The sequence below is a fragment of the Nostoc sp. genome (assembly GCF_036919815.1).
In the GTDB taxonomy this organism is placed as follows: Bacteria; Cyanobacteriota; Cyanobacteriia; order Cyanobacteriales; family Nostocaceae; genus Nostoc.
Genome location: NZ_JBALCE010000028.1, coordinates 55,930 through 74,864 on the forward strand (window position 1 = coordinate 55,930; position 18,935 = coordinate 74,864).

The 18,935-nt window shown below is 42.4% G+C and carries 16 protein-coding genes and 1 pseudogene; 10 read left to right on the forward strand and 7 right to left on the reverse strand.

Translation table 11 applies throughout. The annotated features are described in order from the left end of the window. Positions 1 to 295: 295 nt before the first annotated feature. The 5 genes and pseudogenes from V7K15_RS07975 to V7K15_RS07995 form a co-directional block, all read left to right on the forward strand. Positions 296 to 1,021, forward strand: a complete 726-nt coding sequence (locus V7K15_RS07975; protein ID WP_334904600.1) for a lysophospholipid acyltransferase family protein — start codon at positions 296 to 298, stop codon at positions 1,019 to 1,021. 72 nt (positions 1,022 to 1,093) lie between these two features. Further along, positions 1,094 to 1,927: an alpha/beta fold hydrolase gene (locus tag V7K15_RS07980; protein WP_334904602.1), complete on the forward strand. Its 834-nt coding sequence runs from the start codon at positions 1,094 to 1,096 to the stop codon at positions 1,925 to 1,927. A gap of 482 nt (positions 1,928 to 2,409) precedes the next feature. Continuing rightward, complete coding sequence (locus V7K15_RS07985; protein ID WP_334904604.1) at positions 2,410 to 2,658, forward strand: hypothetical protein; 249 nt, start codon at positions 2,410 to 2,412, stop codon at positions 2,656 to 2,658. 89 nt (positions 2,659 to 2,747) lie between these two features. Then, entirely contained in the window at positions 2,748 to 3,014 is a 267-nt protein-coding gene (locus V7K15_RS07990; RefSeq protein WP_334904606.1) for a type II toxin-antitoxin system PemK/MazF family toxin, read from the forward strand. A 98-nt stretch (positions 3,015 to 3,112) separates the two neighbouring features. After that, positions 3,113 to 4,285, forward strand: a pseudogene (locus V7K15_RS07995) (EcsC family protein); the annotation flags it as partial. A 148-nt stretch (positions 4,286 to 4,433) separates the two neighbouring features. On the opposite strand, the gene V7K15_RS08000 reads toward V7K15_RS07995, so the two are convergent. Next, entirely contained in the window at positions 4,434 to 4,649 is a 216-nt protein-coding gene (locus V7K15_RS08000; protein WP_334904608.1) for a hypothetical protein, read from the reverse strand. A 267-nt stretch (positions 4,650 to 4,916) separates the two neighbouring features. On the opposite strand from V7K15_RS08000, the gene V7K15_RS08005 reads away from it, so the two are divergent. The 4 genes from V7K15_RS08005 to fabD all read left to right on the forward strand — a co-directional run bounded on the left by V7K15_RS08005 (position 4,917) and on the right by fabD (position 9,790). Next, entirely contained in the window at positions 4,917 to 6,398 is a 1,482-nt protein-coding gene (locus V7K15_RS08005; protein ID WP_334904609.1) for a leucyl aminopeptidase, read from the forward strand. Between the two features lie 238 nt (positions 6,399 to 6,636). Beyond that, positions 6,637 to 7,659 carry a phosphate acyltransferase PlsX gene (gene plsX, locus V7K15_RS08010; RefSeq protein ID WP_334904611.1) on the forward strand — a complete coding sequence of 341 codons (1,023 nt, stop codon included), beginning with the start codon at positions 6,637 to 6,639 and terminating at the stop codon, positions 7,657 to 7,659. A gap of 147 nt (positions 7,660 to 7,806) precedes the next feature. Next, positions 7,807 to 8,799 carry a beta-ketoacyl-ACP synthase 3 gene (locus tag V7K15_RS08015; RefSeq protein WP_334904612.1) on the forward strand — a complete coding sequence of 331 codons (993 nt, stop codon included), beginning with the start codon at positions 7,807 to 7,809 and terminating at the stop codon, positions 8,797 to 8,799. A gap of 109 nt (positions 8,800 to 8,908) precedes the next feature. After that, positions 8,909 to 9,790 carry an ACP S-malonyltransferase gene (gene fabD, locus V7K15_RS08020; RefSeq protein WP_334904613.1) on the forward strand — a complete coding sequence of 294 codons (882 nt, stop codon included), beginning with the start codon at positions 8,909 to 8,911 and terminating at the stop codon, positions 9,788 to 9,790. 5 nt (positions 9,791 to 9,795) lie between these two features. Here the strand turns inward: fabD and V7K15_RS08025 are convergent, their stop codons facing one another. Together V7K15_RS08025 and V7K15_RS08030 are read right to left on the reverse strand one after the other, a co-directional pair. Beyond that, positions 9,796 to 15,282 carry an ATP-binding sensor histidine kinase gene (locus V7K15_RS08025; RefSeq protein ID WP_334904615.1) on the reverse strand — a complete coding sequence of 1,829 codons (5,487 nt, stop codon included), beginning with the start codon at positions 15,280 to 15,282 and terminating at the stop codon, positions 9,796 to 9,798. Between the two features lie 151 nt (positions 15,283 to 15,433). Continuing rightward, a complete protein-coding gene (locus tag V7K15_RS08030; protein WP_334904617.1) occupies positions 15,434 to 16,069 on the reverse strand; it encodes an rRNA large subunit pseudouridine synthase E in 636 nt (211 codons plus the stop codon). A 39-nt stretch (positions 16,070 to 16,108) separates the two neighbouring features. On the opposite strand from V7K15_RS08030, the gene hisC reads away from it, so the two are divergent. Continuing rightward, positions 16,109 to 17,167 (forward strand): histidinol-phosphate transaminase, encoded by a 1,059-nt coding sequence (hisC, locus tag V7K15_RS08035; protein ID WP_334904619.1) that lies wholly within the window; start codon positions 16,109 to 16,111, stop codon positions 17,165 to 17,167. 248 nt (positions 17,168 to 17,415) lie between these two features. Here hisC and V7K15_RS08040 read toward each other — a convergent pair whose 3' ends face one another. From V7K15_RS08040 to hpxZ, 4 genes are read right to left on the reverse strand one after another with little or no spacing between them, the layout of a single operon-like run. Beyond that, positions 17,416 to 17,760 carry a GNAT family N-acetyltransferase gene (locus V7K15_RS08040; RefSeq protein ID WP_334904621.1) on the reverse strand — a complete coding sequence of 115 codons (345 nt, stop codon included), beginning with the start codon at positions 17,758 to 17,760 and terminating at the stop codon, positions 17,416 to 17,418. Between the two features lie 6 nt (positions 17,761 to 17,766). Continuing rightward, entirely contained in the window at positions 17,767 to 17,937 is a 171-nt protein-coding gene (locus tag V7K15_RS08045) for a hypothetical protein (protein WP_334904623.1), read from the reverse strand. 37 nt (positions 17,938 to 17,974) lie between these two features. Beyond that, a complete protein-coding gene (locus V7K15_RS08050; RefSeq protein WP_334904626.1) occupies positions 17,975 to 18,529 on the reverse strand; it encodes an O-methyltransferase in 555 nt (184 codons plus the stop codon). A gap of 11 nt (positions 18,530 to 18,540) precedes the next feature. Then, entirely contained in the window at positions 18,541 to 18,927 is a 387-nt protein-coding gene (gene hpxZ / locus V7K15_RS08055; RefSeq protein WP_334904634.1) for an oxalurate catabolism protein HpxZ, read from the reverse strand. Between the last annotated feature and the right edge of the window lie 8 nt (positions 18,928 to 18,935).

Here is an 18,935-nt window from a genome sequence, read left to right on the forward strand (position 1 = left end):
TCCAATAATACCTTAATACTAGCAAATTTATCAGGTCAACAATCCTTTTGTAATATGCATCAATTCATCTCATTTTTGCCTAAAAGATGGAAATTAACTAATCATAGTTTTTTTTAATAGTTACTATTAGATGATATTATTGTATTCAGGAATACATAATTCCCAAGGCAGAAAATCTAGCTGCTTTTGTGGATTAGACATTTCTATCTTAAGACGGTGATGGCAATAGTAAAGAAATGTAAAAATTAATTTAAGATAAACTGCCATATTTACCGGAAAAATATATTGATTAGGTATGAGTCGAAATAGCCCCCTAGAGATTTCTCGCGCTTTGGTGGCGGCATTCTCAACCCAAATGTTTCGCTATTATGAGGATCGCATTCCCCAGGATGCCAGCGTACTGGTAGTCAGCAATCACCGCAGCTTTATGGATGCAGTGGTTTTAATGGCGGCGTTATCGAATCCGATTCGCTTTGCTTGCCATCACTACATGGGACAAGTGCCAGTAATGCGGGAGATTGTCACCGGACAATTGGGGTGTTTCCCCTTGGAGGAAACTGAAAACCGCCTGCAAAGCTTTTTTTCGCAGTCGCAGGTGCTATTGCAGTCGAAGCAGATGGTGGGAGTATTTCCAGAAGGGACTGAACCAATGGTGAAATTTACTGTGCCAAATCATCTGGGTGAATTTCATCGGGGATTTGCTCATTTGGCATTGCGAGCGGATGTGCAGGATTTAGCTGTTTTACCCATTGCGATCGCCTCCTTAGAAGAGGTAAACACGTCTGGCTTCCCTTTAAAGCTTTTGAGCGTATTTGACCCTTCAGAACCGTTATTTAACCAAGGTGGTTGGCATCCTTTGGTAATTTATCGGCGGGTTGCGGTGTTAATCGGTCGCCCTTATTGGATTACACCCCAACAGCAGAAAAAATATCAGGGCAAACAGGCCAGAACTATTATAGCTGAACTGACGGAACACTGTCACGGCGAAATTAGTAACTTACTGCGTCAAGGTTGCTATTAAGGTCAAAAGAACCGAAGCTTTTATAAGCAACAATCAGGATTTCAAAAGTTTTATACCATTGACTAGTAACAAATGACCATAACAGAAGTTGAGCTAAACCCTTGTTTCCTGACTCCTGAAAGAGTACAGCCAGAGTATCCTTTGTTGGTATATTTGCCAGGAATGGATGGAACTGGTCAACTATTGCGATCGCAAACAGCTGGATTAGAAACTGGCTTTGATGTCCGCAGTTTGGCGATACCACGCAAAGACCTTAACACTTGGGATGTGCTAACTAAGAGTGTATTGGAGTTGATCGACGCCGAATTAGAAAAAATCCCTGAGAGGCCAGTTTACCTGTGTGGTGAGTCCTTTGGTGGTTGCTTGGCAATGAAAGTGGCGATCGAAGCGCCACATTTATTTAAGCGAATTATCCTAATTAATCCAGCTTCGTCCTTTCATCTTCGTCCTTGGTTGAGTTGGATATCCCAACTAACTTACTTAGTGCCATCAGAATTGTATGATGTTGGCGCACTGGGGTTGTTGCCCTTTCTAGCGTCTTTGCCGCGCATTTCGCCAAGCGATCGCCATGAACTGTTGAAAACTATGCGTTCTGTACCGCCAGAAACTGTTCATTGGCGGTTGTCTTTACTGCGAGAATTTAATGTTGATGAGCAACAGTTAGGTCGTTTGACTCAACCAGTTTTGTTGATTGCCGGTGCTAGCGATCGCCTTTTACCTTCTGTAACTGAAGTGAAGCGGATAGCGAATATCTTACCAAATAACAAGATTGTGGTGTTGCCCCATTGTGGACACGCTTGCTTGCTAGAGCAAGATATTAATCTCTATAAAATTCTTAAGGATAACGACTTTTTAGAAAGTAATACTGATATCGGTACGGGGCGAGAGTTAAAAACTAAAAACTAAAAAGTTTGTTAGACATAATTACTGTTCAAATAATGCTTGTGTCCTCAAAAACCTTAACCACATATTTTTGGAGACTCTCAAATGCTTGCTCTCAAGGAGTTCCTCAGCCAAGAATTAGACAAATTGAGTGAGGAACAACTCAAACAAGTTAGAGGATGTCTGAAAAGTTTTTTTCTATACACCTAACCCTTCGAGATCCCCCTTAAAAAGGGGGACTTTGAGACTCTTATTCCCCCTTTTTTAAGGGGGGTTAGGGGGGATCAACAAATTTTTGATACTTTTCAGACATCCTCTTAGTGATTTTATTGCCTTCCTTAAATTCCGCAGCCGAAATGTTCGCTGGCAAATAGATAAAAATCAAATGGCTACTCTTTACAGTGAATTTGCCCAGGAAGATCGTCAACTAGCTGAAGCAGGATTAGATGAATATGTAGAACGTTTTACACAAGAAGATTTTAAATGAGAGTTCAACGAGACACACTATGACCAAAACAACTGTCAAATTGCAAATTCCTTTTGAATCACTTCTAGATGCCATTACCAACCTTCCTTTAGAAGAGAAACATCAACTGTGGCAATTATTAAATGACGAAATTAATCAAGGTGAAGGAAATTTGCTTCAAGAAGACTCTTATGATTGGGGTTCCCAAGGACAGCCAAAAGGCAAGCCAGTAGAATATATCCCTGGTGTTGGGCTAACAGTTGTTGGTGGCAAGAATGCTTTAAACTGATTTGCTTGAGTGTGGCGACGTAATTATAGTAACTTTACCCTACTAGTACTCCTAGAGGACGTGAACAGCAAGGAACTCGACCTGCTGGAGTGGTCAGTATATCTTGGGGAGAAGTCCGCTATCCAATGCTAATAATTGCACCTGTAACTACCCAGAGTGTTTCTTGGGTGTTGAATAATCCCAGCTTATATCCGCGTTTGTCAGCTGGTGCTGCTGGTTTGCCTCTGTCTTCCATTGTCTTGCTAGATCAAACGCGGAGATTAGATATAAATAGAGTTTTGGCGTATTTGGGAACACTCACCCCTGAGCAATATGTTCCTATTACTAATGGATTAACACAGTTATTCAGACAATAAAATAGTTGCTCTTAAACTGAGATTTACGTTTATAGAGGGATGTCAAGCCACTCACATTTTCGCTACAAGTTAAAGAGAGAGGCTTTACAAGATGGTATCAAGCAATGGCAGACAAACCCCAAAAAATAGAGGTGAATAAATTAGTTAATTCACCCAGAGAAACTTCAGAAGTCAAAATACCGGCTCAATCATCAGTAGAAAATAAACCGTCTGGATTAGAGTCTTTTGTTGAAACTGTTGCTCAGACTGGCAAAGCAGTTTTTGACACAGCAGTAGGGGTGGGAGAAGCGACGGCGAAACAAACACACAAGTTAATTGAACAAACAACTCAAACTAGCGGTCAAATTGTAAATCGCCTTAACGAAAATTGGCTAATTAGAAAACTATCTGGAGTGTTAAATCTCAATTGGCTAATTGGTACTACTAACCTTGTTGATTTGGAAAAAGCAGAAGTTGCGGTAAATAAGCTCAAGCAACAGTATCCTCATGAATCACCTAGTCAGATTGCTCACCGAATCATGGTGGAAAAAGCAACTCAAGCAGCCACAGTTGGAGTAGCAACTAGTATTTTGCCAGGAATAGCAGTGGCATTGTTTGCAATTGATTTAACAGCGACAACAAAATTGCAGTCAGAAATGCTTTATCAAATTGCATCTGTCTACGGGCTAGATTTAAAAGATCCTGCCCGTAAAGGTGAAGTTTTAGCAATTTTTGGTTTGGCTTTGGGTGGAGAGCGTCTTTTGAAAGCTGCGGGATTAGGCTTGTTGCGAAATGTGCCTTTGGCGGGTGTAGCGATCGCAGCTAGTTCAAATGCGACGATGATCTATTCATTGGGGTATGCTGCTTGTCGATTTTACGAAGCCAAGCTGGATGAATCAACTTCCCTCACATCGCCCCAGACATTGGCAACATTAAAAGCCGAAAGTGAGAAATATTTGTCAAGTGCGATCGCTCAAGAAGCGATCATGGATCAAATTTTAGTTCACATGATTCTAGCCAGTCATCCAGAAAAGACTTGGAAAGAAATTTTGCCAGAATTACAAGCTCTAAAGCTCAGTCCTACCTCGTTGGATGTCATTGCCCAAAATATCAAATCACCTAAGTCTTTAGATATATTGCTCAATCAGCTGAATCGTGATTTTGCCATCCCCTTGTTAGCTCAGTGTGACAAAATTGCCCAGCTTGATCATCAGACTACACCAGTTGAGCAAGAAATAATCAAAGCGATCGCTAGCAAGTTTAACATTGACACAAATGCAATTGGGGCATAGGGCATTGGGCAGAAAGCAGGAGGTAAATCAAAGACAGAACTAGCCCTTTCAAGGTGATTCAAAAGTTTGATTGAATGAGGCTAAAGATTTTTAATAAGTTTAAAGCCTACCAATTCGTTGGAGTTTGGCAGGCTTTTGTACTGTTTTACTAAATTAATGTCCTGTGATTAATCTTTCCAAATATAACTACTTCTCTTTGTTTCAAACCTTTTACCTTTCTAGCTCGAACTTTAAGCTGCTGTTTATCTAGCCTAAGTTTTTGTCTAATTAATTCCTGAGCTATTAATTCCTGAGCGCGGCTTTCAATTTTAATTTGGCTTTCTATTGGCTGTTCTTTAATTTTTTCTGTTACGCTTTTACCCATTCTTCTTACCCTGACTATTTTAGTTTTTTAAGATGACTCTTGTACCATGCATCAGCCTTTTGAATTAAGTGTTTATATGATCACCGTAGATATTTTAAATTCCTAATACTCTCCATAATGGGATAAGTTTATAAGTATTTATACGCTAAATTATACCTACTCTGCCCTGGTTCCCCATCACCCTAATCTCCTCCACTCCCATTCCCCATGAAACAAGAATTTTGAGCAATACTGGTACAGGAAGGAATATTTACACAAAATCCCAAAATGACAATTCAACCTAGTGATCAGCCTTTGCTAGAGTGGGCGGGCGATAGTTTGGCAATTGGATTATTTGAAGATGCAGTAGAGTTAACCGGAGAATTAGCTACTTTAGATCAAAAGTTTTCCGGGATCTTAAAAGAACTGATTGCTGAAGAAGAATTTAAAGGTAAAGCGAACACGACAATCTTCATCCGTGTAAATGCTGGTAGCCCAGTGCGGAAATTGATTGTGGTAGGTTTGGGTAAAGCAGATGCACTAAAACCAGATATTCTGCGACGGGCGGCGGCGGCTGTAGCCAGGGTAGGAAAAAAGCAAAAAAGCAAAATTTTGGGATTTAGTTTTCCATTATGGAACAACGATCCAGCCACAACTGCCCAAGCGATCGCCGAAGGTGTCGAATTAGCACTTTACCAAGATATTCGCTTTAAATCAGAACCCGAAGAGAAAGCTTCACAAATAGAAACCGTAGATTTACTAGGATTCGGTGGACAAGAAGCAGCCATCACCCGCGCCAATCAAATCGTTTCCGGGGTAATTTTGGCACGGCAGTTAGTAGCAGCGCCAGCTAATGCCGTAACACCAATTACTTTGGCAGAAACGGCGATTGCGATCGCTAACGAATACGGTTTACAAGTAGAAATTCTGGAAAGAGAAGACTGTGAAAAGTTGGGCATGGGTGCTTTTTTGGGAGTAGCCCAAGCTTCCGATTTGCCACCTAAATTTATTCACTTGACTTATAAGCCAGAAGGTACACCCAAAAAGAAACTAGCAATTATTGGTAAAGGTGTAACCTTCGATTCTGGCGGACTGAATATTAAAGGTGCTGGTAGCGGCATCGAAACCATGAAAATTGATATGGGCGGTGCAGCTGCAACCTTGGGTGCAGCAAAAGCAATTGCTCAAATTAAGCCAGATTCGGAAGTTCACTTTATCTCGGCGGTGACTGAGAACATGATTAGCGGTCGCGCCATGCACCCTGGAGACGTTCTCACAGCATCAAACGGCAAAACAATCGAAGTGAACAATACTGACGCTGAAGGACGTTTAACCCTAGCAGATGCCTTGGTATATGCCGACAAATTAGGCTTGGATGCGATCGTGGATTTAGCCACACTAACTGGTGCGAACCTCATTGCTTTAGGCGAGGATATTGCTGGCTTGTACACTCCCGATGATGCTGTTGCTTCCCAGTTAGAGAAAGCCGCCCAAACTTCAGGGGAAAAAATTTGGCGGATGCCAATGGAAGAAAAATATTTCGAAGGGCTAAAGTCTGGTATTGCGGACATGAAAAATACAGGCCCGCGTCCAGGTGGTGCTATTACCGCCGCCCTTTTCCTAAAGCAATTCGTCAAAGAAACACCTTGGGCGCACTTAGATATTGCAGGACCGGTGTGGACAGATAAAGAAAATGGCTATAACGGCGCAGGGGCAACCGGTTACGGTGTTCGGACGCTAGTTAATTGGGTACTAGAGAGTGGGGAGTAGGGAGTAGGGAGAGCGGGGGGAGATGAGGGGGATGAGGGAGATGAATTAATAATCAATGCCCAATGCCCAATGCCCAATGCCCAATGCCCAATGCCCAATGCCCAACAATTCGTGCTATCTTAAGCTTGCCAGCAAAAATTGTTGCAATAGTAACAGAATTAATTTGGCAGTGAGAAAGTTAAGCTTTTTCGGCAAAGCCATCTGGTAAAATTTGTAAGGTTTCTAGAAGCTGTGAGCAATGAGATCGACTCGCGTAAGGATCGCAATTGACGCAATGGGAGGGGATCACGCACCCGGTGAAATCGTTGCTGGCGCAATGCGAGCACGAGAAGAATTGGGTGTAGATATATTGTTGGTTGGTGATCCCCAACAAATAGAAGCTGCCTTGCCGCCAAAAACGAATTTAGGGCAGGTGGAGATCGTGACTGCGGAGGAAGCGATCGCAATGGATGAGGAGCCTTTAAACGCAGTTAGACGCAAACGCAAGGCTTCTATCAATGTGGCCATGGATTTGGTCAAGCAGCAACAGGCAGATGCCGTATTTTCTGCCGGTCATTCTGGGGCAGCTATGGCATCAGCTTTACTCCGCTTAGGACGATTACCGGGAATTGACCGCCCAGCGATCGGCACAGTTTTTCCCACGATTATTGCTGGTAAGCCAGTGCTGGTACTTGATGTTGGCGCAAATGTCGATTGCCGTCCGAAGTTTTTAGAGCAGTTTGGCGTTATGGGTTCGGTTTACAGTCAGTATGTCTTGGGTACAACCGAACCTAAGGTGGGTTTGCTGAATATCGGTGAAGAAGGCTCTAAGGGTAATGATGCAGCCGTCCGCGCCCACCAAATGCTACGCGAAAATTCCCAAATTAATTTTATTGGTAATGCCGAAGGGCGTGATGTGCTTTCCGGTCGCTTTGATGTAATTGTCTGCGATGGCTTTGTGGGCAATGTATTGTTAAAATTTGCCGAAGCAGTCGGAGAAGTGATTCTGCAAATTCTGCGGGAAGAATTACCCCAAGGATTGCATGGTCAAATCGGTTCAGCACTCTTAAAACCAAACCTGAAGCGGGTTAAGCAGCGAATGGATCACGCCGAACACGGCGGCGCTTTGCTGTTAGGCGTGGCAGGGGTCTGTTTTATCGGTCACGGTAGCTCACAAGCACCTTCAATTTTTAATGCAATTCGCATGGCCAAAGAAGCCGTTGACAACCAGGTGATACAACGAATTCAGTCCCAATATATCCTAGAGCGCGAGGGCGGTTAGTCATTGGTCATTACTCATTAGTCATTAGTCATTAGTCATTAGTCATTAGTCATTAGTCATTAGTCATTAGTCATTGGTCATTTACAAAGGACAACTGACAAAAGATAAGGGAGAAAAGGGAAAAGCTGATAGCTTGGGAGATTAGGAGTGCAAAATTTAGGTGTAGCAATTACCGGAAGTGGCTCGGCAGTACCAGCAACTTGCCTACAGAACCAGACATTGACTGAACTGGTTGAAACATCAGACGAGTGGATAACTACAAGAACTGGAATTCGTCAACGGCGATTAGCGCTGCCATCTGAGTCCTTGAGTGTACTCGCTACTGCCGCCAGCAGTCAGGCGATCGCATCTGCGGGAATAAAACCAGAAGACCTAGACCTGATTCTGCTGGCGACTTCCACCCCTGATGATTTGTTTGGTAGTGCTTGTCAAGTACAGGCTCAATTGGGAGCCACCAAAGCAGTAGCCTTTGACTTGACTGCTGCCTGCTCCGGCTTTGTGTTTGGTCTGGTTACAGCAGCGCAATACATTAGAACAGGTACCTACCAAAATGTACTTTTGATCGGGGCAGACATCCTCTCTCGCTGGGTAGATTGGCAAGATCGGGGTACTTGTGTATTGTTCGGTGATGGTGCAGGTGCAGTAGTATTGCAGGCTGCCAAAAGCGATCGCTTGTTAGGATTTGCACTTAAAAGTGATGGCACTCAAAATCATTACCTCAACCTTGCATACACAGGCGCTTCCCAAGAACTACTCCCCGGTGTAAATATCACCAAAGGCACTTACCAACCTATTACTATGAACGGCAAAGAAGTCTACCGCTTTGCTGTCCAAAAAGTGCCAGAAATCATTGATAAAGCCTTGTTTCAAGCCAACCTCAGTGTTGACCAAATAGATTGGCTGTTGTTGCATCAAGCCAATCAGCGAATTATCGATGCCGTTGCCCAACGCCTGAATGTCCCAGAACATAAAGTTATCAGTAATCTCGCTCACTACGGAAATACCTCTGCTGCTTCCATTCCCTTAGCTTTAGATGAAGCAGTCCGGCAAGGTAAAATTAAACCCAATGACATCGTTGCTGCATCCGGCTTTGGTGCCGGTCTTACCTGGGGCGCGGCAATTTTTCAATGGGGAAGGTGAAAATTTTGTCATTAGTCATTAGTCATTTGTCCTTTGTTAATGACCAATGACCAATGACCAATGACCAATGACCAATGACCAATGACCAATGACCAATGACCAATGACCAATGACTAAAACTGCATGGGTGTTTCCCGGACAAGGTTCCCAAGCACTGGGAATGGGAATAGACTTATTAGATATACCTGCCGCTAAAAACAAATTTGCTCAAGCCGAGGAAATTTTGGGCTGGTCTGTAACAGAAATCTGTCAAAACGAAGAAGAAAAGTTATCACAGACTCTATATACCCAGCCAATTCTTTATGTGGTAGAAACCATTCTTGCTGATCTTCTCCGAGAACGAGGACACCAGCCAGATTTAGTTGCTGGTCACAGTTTGGGAGAATATTCTGCCCTTTACATAGCGGGTGTCTTTGAGTGGTCGGCGGGTTTATATCTAGTAAAGCGTCGTGCAGAACTTATGGATAGTGCCGTCGGTGGGATGATGGCGGCTTTGATAAACTTTGACCCCGAACAGTTGGAAAAAGTCATTGCCCAAACGCCTGATGTTGTGCTAGCAAATGACAATAGTTCGACTCAGGTGGTAATTTCAGGCACGACTGAGGCTGTACAAGCGGTGCTGTCTCAAGTTAAAGCAAAGCGTGCTATTCCCCTAAAAGTTTCTGGAGCATTTCATTCACATTTAATCGCACCAGCAGCTGCCCAATTCCAAGACATTCTAGAATCTGTGGAATTTCAACCAGCTAGCGTGCCAGTGTTGTCTAATGTCGAACCAATTCCGTCTATTGATGCCGAGATTTTAAAGCAGCGCCTGAACAAACAAATGACTGGTTCTGTAAGATGGCGAGAAATTTCTCTGCAATTACCAGCCAACAGTATCCAGCAAGTAATTGAAATTGGCCCTGGTAAAGTTCTAACTGGCTTGATTAAGCGTAGTAGCCCTGATTTAATATTACAAAATATCCAGAGCGCTGCTGATTTACCGGTTTAATTTTTTTAAAACTTCATTTCAATTATAAATTCTGTACCCTCACCCAAAACAGAGTTAAAACTCAATTTGCCGCCGTGGGTTTCTTCAACAATTTGACGAGCGATCGCTAATCCTAATCCCGTTCCTTTGCCCACACCTTTTGTAGTAAATAAATGGTCAAAAATCTTTTGTTTCACTGATTCATTCATCCCCTGACCATTATCAGCGATCGCAATTTTCACGCCTTCACTTTTTAGAGAAGTTTTAATTGTAATTCGGTTAGGATTATCCTTAATTTCCTTAAAAGTCTGTCCCGTATTTGATTCATCCAGGGCATCAATAGCATTTGCCAAAATATTCATAAATACCTGATTTAATTGCCCAGGAAAACATTTAACCTGGGGCAAATCGCCATAATCGGTTATCACTTCAATTGCGGGACGTTGTTCATTTGCTTTCAGGCGATGTTTGAGAATTAAAATCGTGCTATCGATGCCTTCGTGGATATTAAACGGTACTTTATAATCTTTATCAGCGCGGGAGAAAGTTCTTAAACTAGTGCTGATATTTTCCAGGCGCTCGCACGCCATCACCATTGAATCAATAATTTTGGGTAAGTCTTCTAAGCTATAATCTAAGTCAATATCTTTGGCATGATCTTTGATTTTATCACCAGGTGATGGGAAACTCTCTTCGTAAAGTTTCAAGTGTTCAACAATATCAGCAAAGCTGGGTTTAGCTTGTTGGAGGCTGGCAGAAATAAATCCCAAAGGATTATTCATTTCATGGGCTACCCCAGCAACTAAATTACCCAATGCAGACATTTTCTCACTTTGGACAATTTGCAGATGTGCTTGTTGTAAGTCTTCTAATGCTTGCCCAGCTTGTTGATAAAGTCGAGCATTCTCTAGAGATATTGCGGCTTGAGAGGACAGTAAGTTAATTAGGCTGAGGCGATCGCTAGTAAATACGCCAGAAGTTAAGCTATTTTCTAGGTAGAGAATCCCCACCATCAGCCCTTGATTAAGAATTGGAGTACAAAATACACTCAGGGGTTGATGTTGCAGCATATACTTGCCAATTAAACCAGGAATATCTGTTTTACAATTATTAATTACAACTGTTTGTTGGGTATTTTTGACGTAATGAATAATATTTACGGGAATATATTGACAATTGAAGAGTGATTGTGGCTCAAGAATAGTTTGTATTTCCTCATGAACAATAAAGGTAATTGCCCTAACTAGCCAAGTATTACCAGAGACTTGGCTCAACGGGGGCAACCCCCGCACGGCAGTGTCCTTTTCTTGGGGAAGAATTAGTGCAGATTTGTTCGCGCCAGAGTTTTCTAGGATAATACGGGTGAGACTGGCGATGAGTGTGTCTAATTCTAGAGAACTGGAGATAGCTTGAGCGGCTTTGAGGACAGAGGTAAAATCTAGAACATCGGGAATACTGCTGCTGCTAGTGCTAGAAGTGCGAAAAGATGAAGAAGTGCCACTAAAGCTAATAGTTTCTAGGGAGTTGAGGTTAATTCGTTGCTGTTGCAGAATCAATTGGAGTAGTTGGGGATAGCGTTTTTCTAGGTCTTCTATTTTGGCTTTTGCACCCCAACGAGCGTAACAGTAGTATGCTTCTTGCATATATGCTTGGGCGACTTTTTCTTTACCCCAATCGAGATAAAATTTGGCTACTAGTTCATTGCTAAGTGCTTCTTCGTTAACGTATTCGTTTTCTTTGGCAAGGGAGATGGCGCGATCGTAATGTTCAAGTGCTTCTGTTTTATTGCCCAACACTCGTTGTTTTTCAGCCTCAACTAAATGCCATTTATGCAGATGATTCATGGGAGCATATTGCGCCCATTGGTACAGAGTGGTTTGATGGATTTGTACCTGGGCGAGAATTACACAAAGCTCAATTTCTGGCTTGGGAAATAGTGCCAGGTGCGTCAGGGCCGCATAGAAATGGAAAATCGGCGCAAAAATCACTCCTGCTACTGCGATCAAATACTGCTGGGCTTGGTCAATGTAGTCGCTCGCAGCCTTGTAGTTACCAAAAGAATAGGCAAGTAAAAGTTTGTGGATATATATCTCGGCCATCACCGAAAGTTCATTAGCCTGGCGATGCCTGGGAATCATGATTTCATCATAGATAGTGCCACTCAAACAATCCGGCTGAATCCGGGTTTCCCTGAAGTTCTCTGCCGTCTGCCGCATAAGATTTAAATGGGTCTGAGCAGAATGTTGCTTCACCTGAGTCAAGACAGCGTTGTAATTTGCTATATCTGATTCCCAATTGCTTAGTTCAGCACCACTCCAAAAGCCGGCATAGCTGTAACAGCAAACGTTATAACCAGCGTGTAAAAAATCGCCAGTTTCCATACCAGACGTAAAACCAAGTTTCAGTGTCGGTATCGTTGCCCTAAAGCTCTCTTGGCGATGCTGAATAAAGCCGCCAAACAAAATTAGAATTATGGATTTGAATTCCCGCACATTAAACCGATCGAGCAAATTGAATGCCAATTGCCCAAAGCCATAGCCTGTTTCGACCTCTCCCAAAAAGGTACACAGCACCATTCCGTGAAGCACATACCCCACCGTGGAGGCGGGTGTATTCCCAAACTGAAGCGATAGACTCACCATTTTCGAGCTAACTAGGGGCAATAAACCCGGCATTCTCTGGATAATAGGTGTAAACAACATTCCTAACAATTGTATAGCTGCTTTTGCTTGGGGATCAGTCATTACTGGTAGGTCAGCCAGTTCCTCAATTCGTTTGCCTTCGAGTTGACTGGCAAGAACTTGTAGAGCTTTAGCAATCTCAGCATCGTTTAGCTCGATAGATAGCTCAACTCCCAATTCTAAGAGTGCATCTCTGCCTAGTGTAATAGCTTCTAAGAGTCTGCTCTGAGATGTCTGGGCAGCAATTTGAATTTCGTAAATTTTAATTTTGTCTAAAATCGTCTGGGCTGATTGCAACACGTGTACTGCTATCTGTTCCATACCATCAAAGTCAGCATTCAAGTAGGCGGCTTCGGTAGCGGCAACATAGAGACTCAGGGTCAATTCATATTGATCTTGCCAGCAATTGGCTGTGAGTAGCTCAATCCCAGTCTGTAAATAGACTCTGGCCGCAGTGTATGCGGTAGAATTTTTGGCTTTACCTCCTGCTGCCAAGTTCAGTTGAGCTAATGCTTCTCGTTTGCTTGATTCGGTAATTAACTCTTGTCCTAAATTCAAATGCCCGACAATATCAAACAATTTTTCCTCTTGTTGTATTTGAGAGGAATTTTGTAGAAGTAATTGGCCAATCTGGAGATGAGTTGCTTGTTTTTGGTTATCAGGAATTAGAGAATAGGCAGTTTGTTGCACCCTATCATGTAAAAATCTATATTTGGCTAATTGTTTATTAGTATTCCCAGTTGACAGTGCCAATTTATCATGATCTTCTCCCTGATAAAACTTATAAACATCACTAATGGGTAAAATCAACCCTTCTTGTAAAGCTTTCCATAAACTAGCAGCTGTTTCAATTTCTGATTCTTCTGAAACAATTGCCAAAGTTTTTAAATTAAATCGATTGCCGATACAAGCTGCTAACTGCAACACCTTTTGAGTTGATTGAGGCAGTCTTTGTAATTGAAATACCATGAACTTAACAATATCATCTGTAACCGATTGCTGATTTATTTGTGTGATATCACATTGCCAATATCCTGACTCTAAGTTAAATTCAATTAATCCATCTTGATGTAATGCCTTGAGAAACTGGATAGCAAAAAATGGATTACCTTGAGTTTTTTGAGATACCAGTATAGAAAGAGGTAATGCCAAATTTTCTGTACATTTAAGTGTCTCAGCAACTAATTGATTCACTTGTCCTTGACTCAGTGGTGCTAAAGTAATCGTATTAATTGTGGCTGCTGTTTTTTGGATCTCATTCAAAGTCAGTATTAACGGATGTGATGGGTTGACTTCGTTATCACGATAAGCACCAATTAAGAAAAGATGCTTTGTATCAGCCATTAATAACTGCATTAACATCAGTGATGCCGAATCAGCCCATTGCAAGTCATCTAAAAACATCACTAATGGATGTTCAACACTGGTAAACACTTGGGTAAATTTCTGGAATAATAAATTAAATCGATTTTGTGCCGCAGTTCCTGATAATTCTGTCGCAGGTGGTTGTTGACCAATAATTCTTGATAATTCGGGGATAACTTGAATAATTACCTGTCCATTTTCTCCAATAGCTGCTAAAATCCGGCTTTGCCATTGCTGGATTTGAGCATCGCTTTCTGTTAACAATTGCCACATTAAATCCCGGAAGGCTTGCACAAATGCACTGAAGGGAATATTCCGTTGAAATTGGTCATATTTCCCTTTGATAAAATAACCACGTTGTTTGACGATAGGTTTATGAACTTCGTTAACTACAACGGTTTTACCAATACCCGAAAAACCAGCGACCAGCATCATTTCTGTCGCACCAAGGCTAACTCTTTCAAATGCTTGGAGTAGGTTTTCTACTTCTGTTTCTCGCCCATAGAGTTTATCAGGGATAATAAAGCGATCGCACACATCCCGTCTCGCAATCTCAAAATCCTTAATCGAACCCGTTTCTTGTAGCTGATGTAAACAATTTTCTAAATCAAATTTAATTCCTAATGCACTTTGATAGCGGTCTTCAGCATTTTTCGCCATCAATTTCATTACGATGTCACAGAGAACTTGGGGAATAGTCAAATCAACCTCACCCCAACCCTCTCCTTGGTAGGGAGACGGGGCTTTATGCGCGTGAGGTTTATTCATATTTGGCGGAAGTTTGGCAATATGACAATGTACCAATTCCATCGGATCATTTGATTCAAAAGGTAACTTACCTGTAAGTAACTCGTAGAAAGTGACACCTAAAGAATAAAAATCAGTCCGGTAGTCAATGCCCCGATTCATTCTGCCTGTTTGTTCTGGGGAAATATAAGCAAGCGTGCCTTCTAAGACGTTGGGATTAATTAGTGTTTGGGTTTCCCGTGGTAGTAAAGATGCAATACTAAAGTCAATTAATTTAACTTGTTTGGTTTCAGGATGAATCAGAATATTGGCAGGTTTAATATCTTTATGAATAATGCGATCGCGATAGAGTATATCTAAGGTATTGCAGAGTGCGATCGCTATTTCTAAAAACTCCGTGAGATTTCCTAGACTTTCCCTTGTTCCGCATTCTTTCAGAGAAATCCCTCCGAAGTCTTCCATCACCAACGCATAGCCATTTTGGTAAGGTTCCAGGCTGTAGGTTTGGATGATTAGGGGTGAGTTGAGATTTTTGGTAATGGTGTATTGATTGCGAAACTGCACCAATTCGCTGAAACTGGGATAAGGACTTTTCAGCAGTTTAATCACTACTCTTAAGGAGTCAGTTTCTCGATATCCACGATAAACTAGGGTTCTGGAACCATTGTAGAGTTCTTCGTTAACTTGATATCCGGGAATATTGACTCTTGTACTAACCATACTGCTAAATCCTGAAGACTTCTAGATTAAGTATTCCCAGATATATGAAGTTGTTTACAAACAAGAGTCAAGATTTATACTGGAATTTCAATGATAAATTTTGTACACTGACCCAGAAGAGAGTTAAAACTTAATTTACCAAAAATGCCCTTCAAACTTCCAGGCTGGGACGAGCATTTGCCTTTGGAGGAGAACTTTTCGATTTACTGAAATTATGCAGAAATTGGAGTTCAGATGTGGTAAGGTCGCGCCATTGACCCAATTGTAGGTCATCTAATTGTAGGTGGCCTATGCTGACCCTAACCAACCGTAAAGTCGGAAAGCCTACAGCCGCAGTCATGCGCCGTACTTGGCGGTTTTTTCCCTCTGTCAAAGTCATTTCCAGCCAAGCTGTCGGTACATTTTTGCGAAATCTAATCGGTGGAGTGCGTTCAGGTAGCTGTGGTTCTGTTGGTAAGAGCCTAACTTCTGCTGGTTGAGTGCGGTAATCTTGAATTTCTACACCTATTTGTAACCTTTTTATTGCATCTGCATCTGGAATTCGCTCTATCTGTACCCAGTAAGTACGTTTATGACCAAAACGCGGATGGGCGAGACGATGTTGCAATTGCCCATCATTCGTTAACAGCAGCAACCCTTCACTATCCCAGTCTAAGCGTCCTACAGGATACACATCAGGTACATTAATATAATCTTTCAGGGTGCTATGTGTAGGAGCATCTTTTGTAAACTGGCTGAGAACGCCATAGGGTTTGTAAAAAATAATATATCGGTAATGATTTGTCACACAATTTTGGATTTTAGATTTTGGATTTTAGATTGAAATATGAGCAACTACTTTCGCTCTAATGTTGACGCAATGGCTAGCTACATTCCCGGTGAGCAGCCCCAACGCGGTACACAGATTATTAAACTCAACAGCAACGAAAACGCCTATCCTCCTTCCCCTGCGGCATTAGCTGTCCTACGGAATATCGATGGCGAGTGGTTGCGGCGATATCCAGAACCTTTCGGGGGAGAGTTTCGGCAAGCTGCAAGTAAAGTTTTAGGAGTTCCTAGCGATTGGATAATTGTCGGAAATGGCAGTGACGAATTGTTGAGTGTGGTGATTCGAGCCTGTGCAGAACCTGGGAAAAAAGTAGTTTATCCAATGCCAACTTACGTGCTATATCGCACATTAACAGAAATGCAAGCTGCGGAAATTATTGAGATTCCCTACAGCCAGGATTACAGTTTACCTTTAAAAGAAGTGGTTGCTGTCGATGGTTCTGTGACATTCATTGCATCGCCGAATAGTCCATCGGGGCATGTGGTGGCAACAAATGATCTACGGAAATTAGCCAGCCAGTTATCTGGAGTTTTAGTGATCGATGAAGCATATGTAGATTTTAGCGAAGAGAATGCATTGGCTTTGGTAAAGGAATACGAAAACGTCATCGTGATTCGGACACTTTCTAAAGGGTACTCATTGGCAGGATTGCGCCTGGGGTTTGGAATTGCAAATCCCAAATTGCTGCATGGATTGTTTAAGGTGAAAGATAGCTATAACATTGATGCGATCGCTTGTGCAATTGGCACGGCTGCTATTACCGACCAAGCTTATAAAAATGCTTGTGTAGCAAAGATTAAAGCATCACGAAATCAGCTAGCAACAGACTTAAAACAATTAGGTTTTCATATCTGGGATTCCCAAGCTAACTTTTTGCTGGCACAACCTCCACAAAGAAACGCAGAATATCTCTATCAAAAACTGAAGGAACGGGGAATTTTAATCCGTTACTTCAAGCAGCCTGGACTAGATGATAAATTACGCATTACTGTTGGTACTGATGAACAAAATCAGGCTTTAGTGGAGGCACTAATTTATTTGTTAGAGAGGGTCTAAAACCTAGACTACGCCTTGAATTTTGACTTCTATGCTTCTAAGAAATTCCTTGTTGCAAGAAGTTTACTTTCTGAGCGTTGCATAGCATATATATAGTGCGGGATGTCGCGCCAGAGTGTCTCCTGAACGACCTTGAGGCCGTTCTTCTCAGCTACACGCCGAGAGAGGATGTTTTCAGGACGAATTAGGGAAATAACGCGATGCCTAGGTTGGGCTACGCCTACGCAGCAATCCAGCACGTTAAAAGCCTAGTCCTGGCAAGCAGATGCGGCTTCGGTGGCGTAACCCTGCATTTGTTGGTCACGGCGGACGTGGTATCCAATTTCGAGTTCTTGGTGTCCCTCGACTTCCTGCCAAACCAGTCCGCAGTCGCCGATTACCTCGCCTGTCGCCTTAAGAACCATCGCCCACAAACCGACGCCGTGCTGTGCGTAGTTGCAGCGATGTCGCTCAATCCACTTTTGCACCATCTCGCGGTCAAATGGCTTTGGGTAGTAGCGCATCGATTCTGCATCGCCGAGGACAAGCAGTAGCGCGTCGAGGTCAGAAAGTATCATTTCCCGCAATCGCAAGCGATCGCTTTCTAATATCATGAGAGTTTAATCCAATTTTAAGTACAGCATTTCATTAATTCGTAGCGAATTAATTTTGGCAATACACTGCATTGTTAATGCATCGGCTTGCATTGTTAATGCATCGACTTGCATTGTTAATGCATCGGCTTGCATTGTTAATACATCGGCTTGTATTGTTAATGCATCGGCTTGCATTTAAAACGCTACGTTTCTATGCAAAACTGTATTAAGCCTAAGCCCAGTTGCGTACTACAACAATCTTGAACCTACTTTCAGCAGACAAATCGTAGTCTAAAGAGCCGTAATGTTGCAAAGCCCATCGTCCGTGCCATTCTGGAGGCCAGTATTCTTCGGGTGTAAGATCGTCTAGCAAAATAAAGCCTCCTGGTTTGAGAGCATTTATTAATGTTTGAGGTTCGCTGAGTTTTGCCTTTCCGCCATCGGCAAATAACAAATCAAAGGGAGCATAGATGAGTAAATCGCGCCAGTCGCCTTGAAGTGCGCGGACATTAGACTTATCTGCAAATAGCTGTTGCACAAGTTTGGCAAGGTGGCGATCGCTCTCTATCGTAATCAATATACTATCTGGATGTAATGCGCTGACAATCCACCCTGCACCAACCCCGCATCCACTACCAATCTCGCCAATTTGACCCTGTGTGATGTGCCTAGTGAGGATATGCAACAGGCGACCAACTTCCGGGAGTGAGGATTGGGCAAACTCAAGTTGTGCAGCTAAGGATTCTGCTTGTTGCACTACTGGCGCAATTTCGGTAATGCTAGTCATAGTTTTTAAATTTACACTGGCAATAATGAAACATGGGCTGAAACCACTTTCCATCCCTCAGAAAACCTGTACCAAGTCTGGCTTTGTCGCCCGAAACGTTCTATACCATTAATATTGCGGCGAAACTCTAATGTCACTGTTGCTGCATCTTTCCCAAAGGTTACAACCTTGAGATTCAAAATTTCTCGCTCTATTTTCGGGTTTGGTCGAGAGGCGCGAAAGTTACGAATTTCATCACCGCCATAGAGGTTTTCTGTGATGCCAAACCGCACTACTTCGGGTGCATCCCAAAATAAGCTATCCATCACCTCTAAATTGTTATTACCAAGGGCTTCTTCATACTTGAGGTACAAATTAGTTACTTCAGTTACAACAGCAGGATCATTTATAGTATTCATTGTTGTTA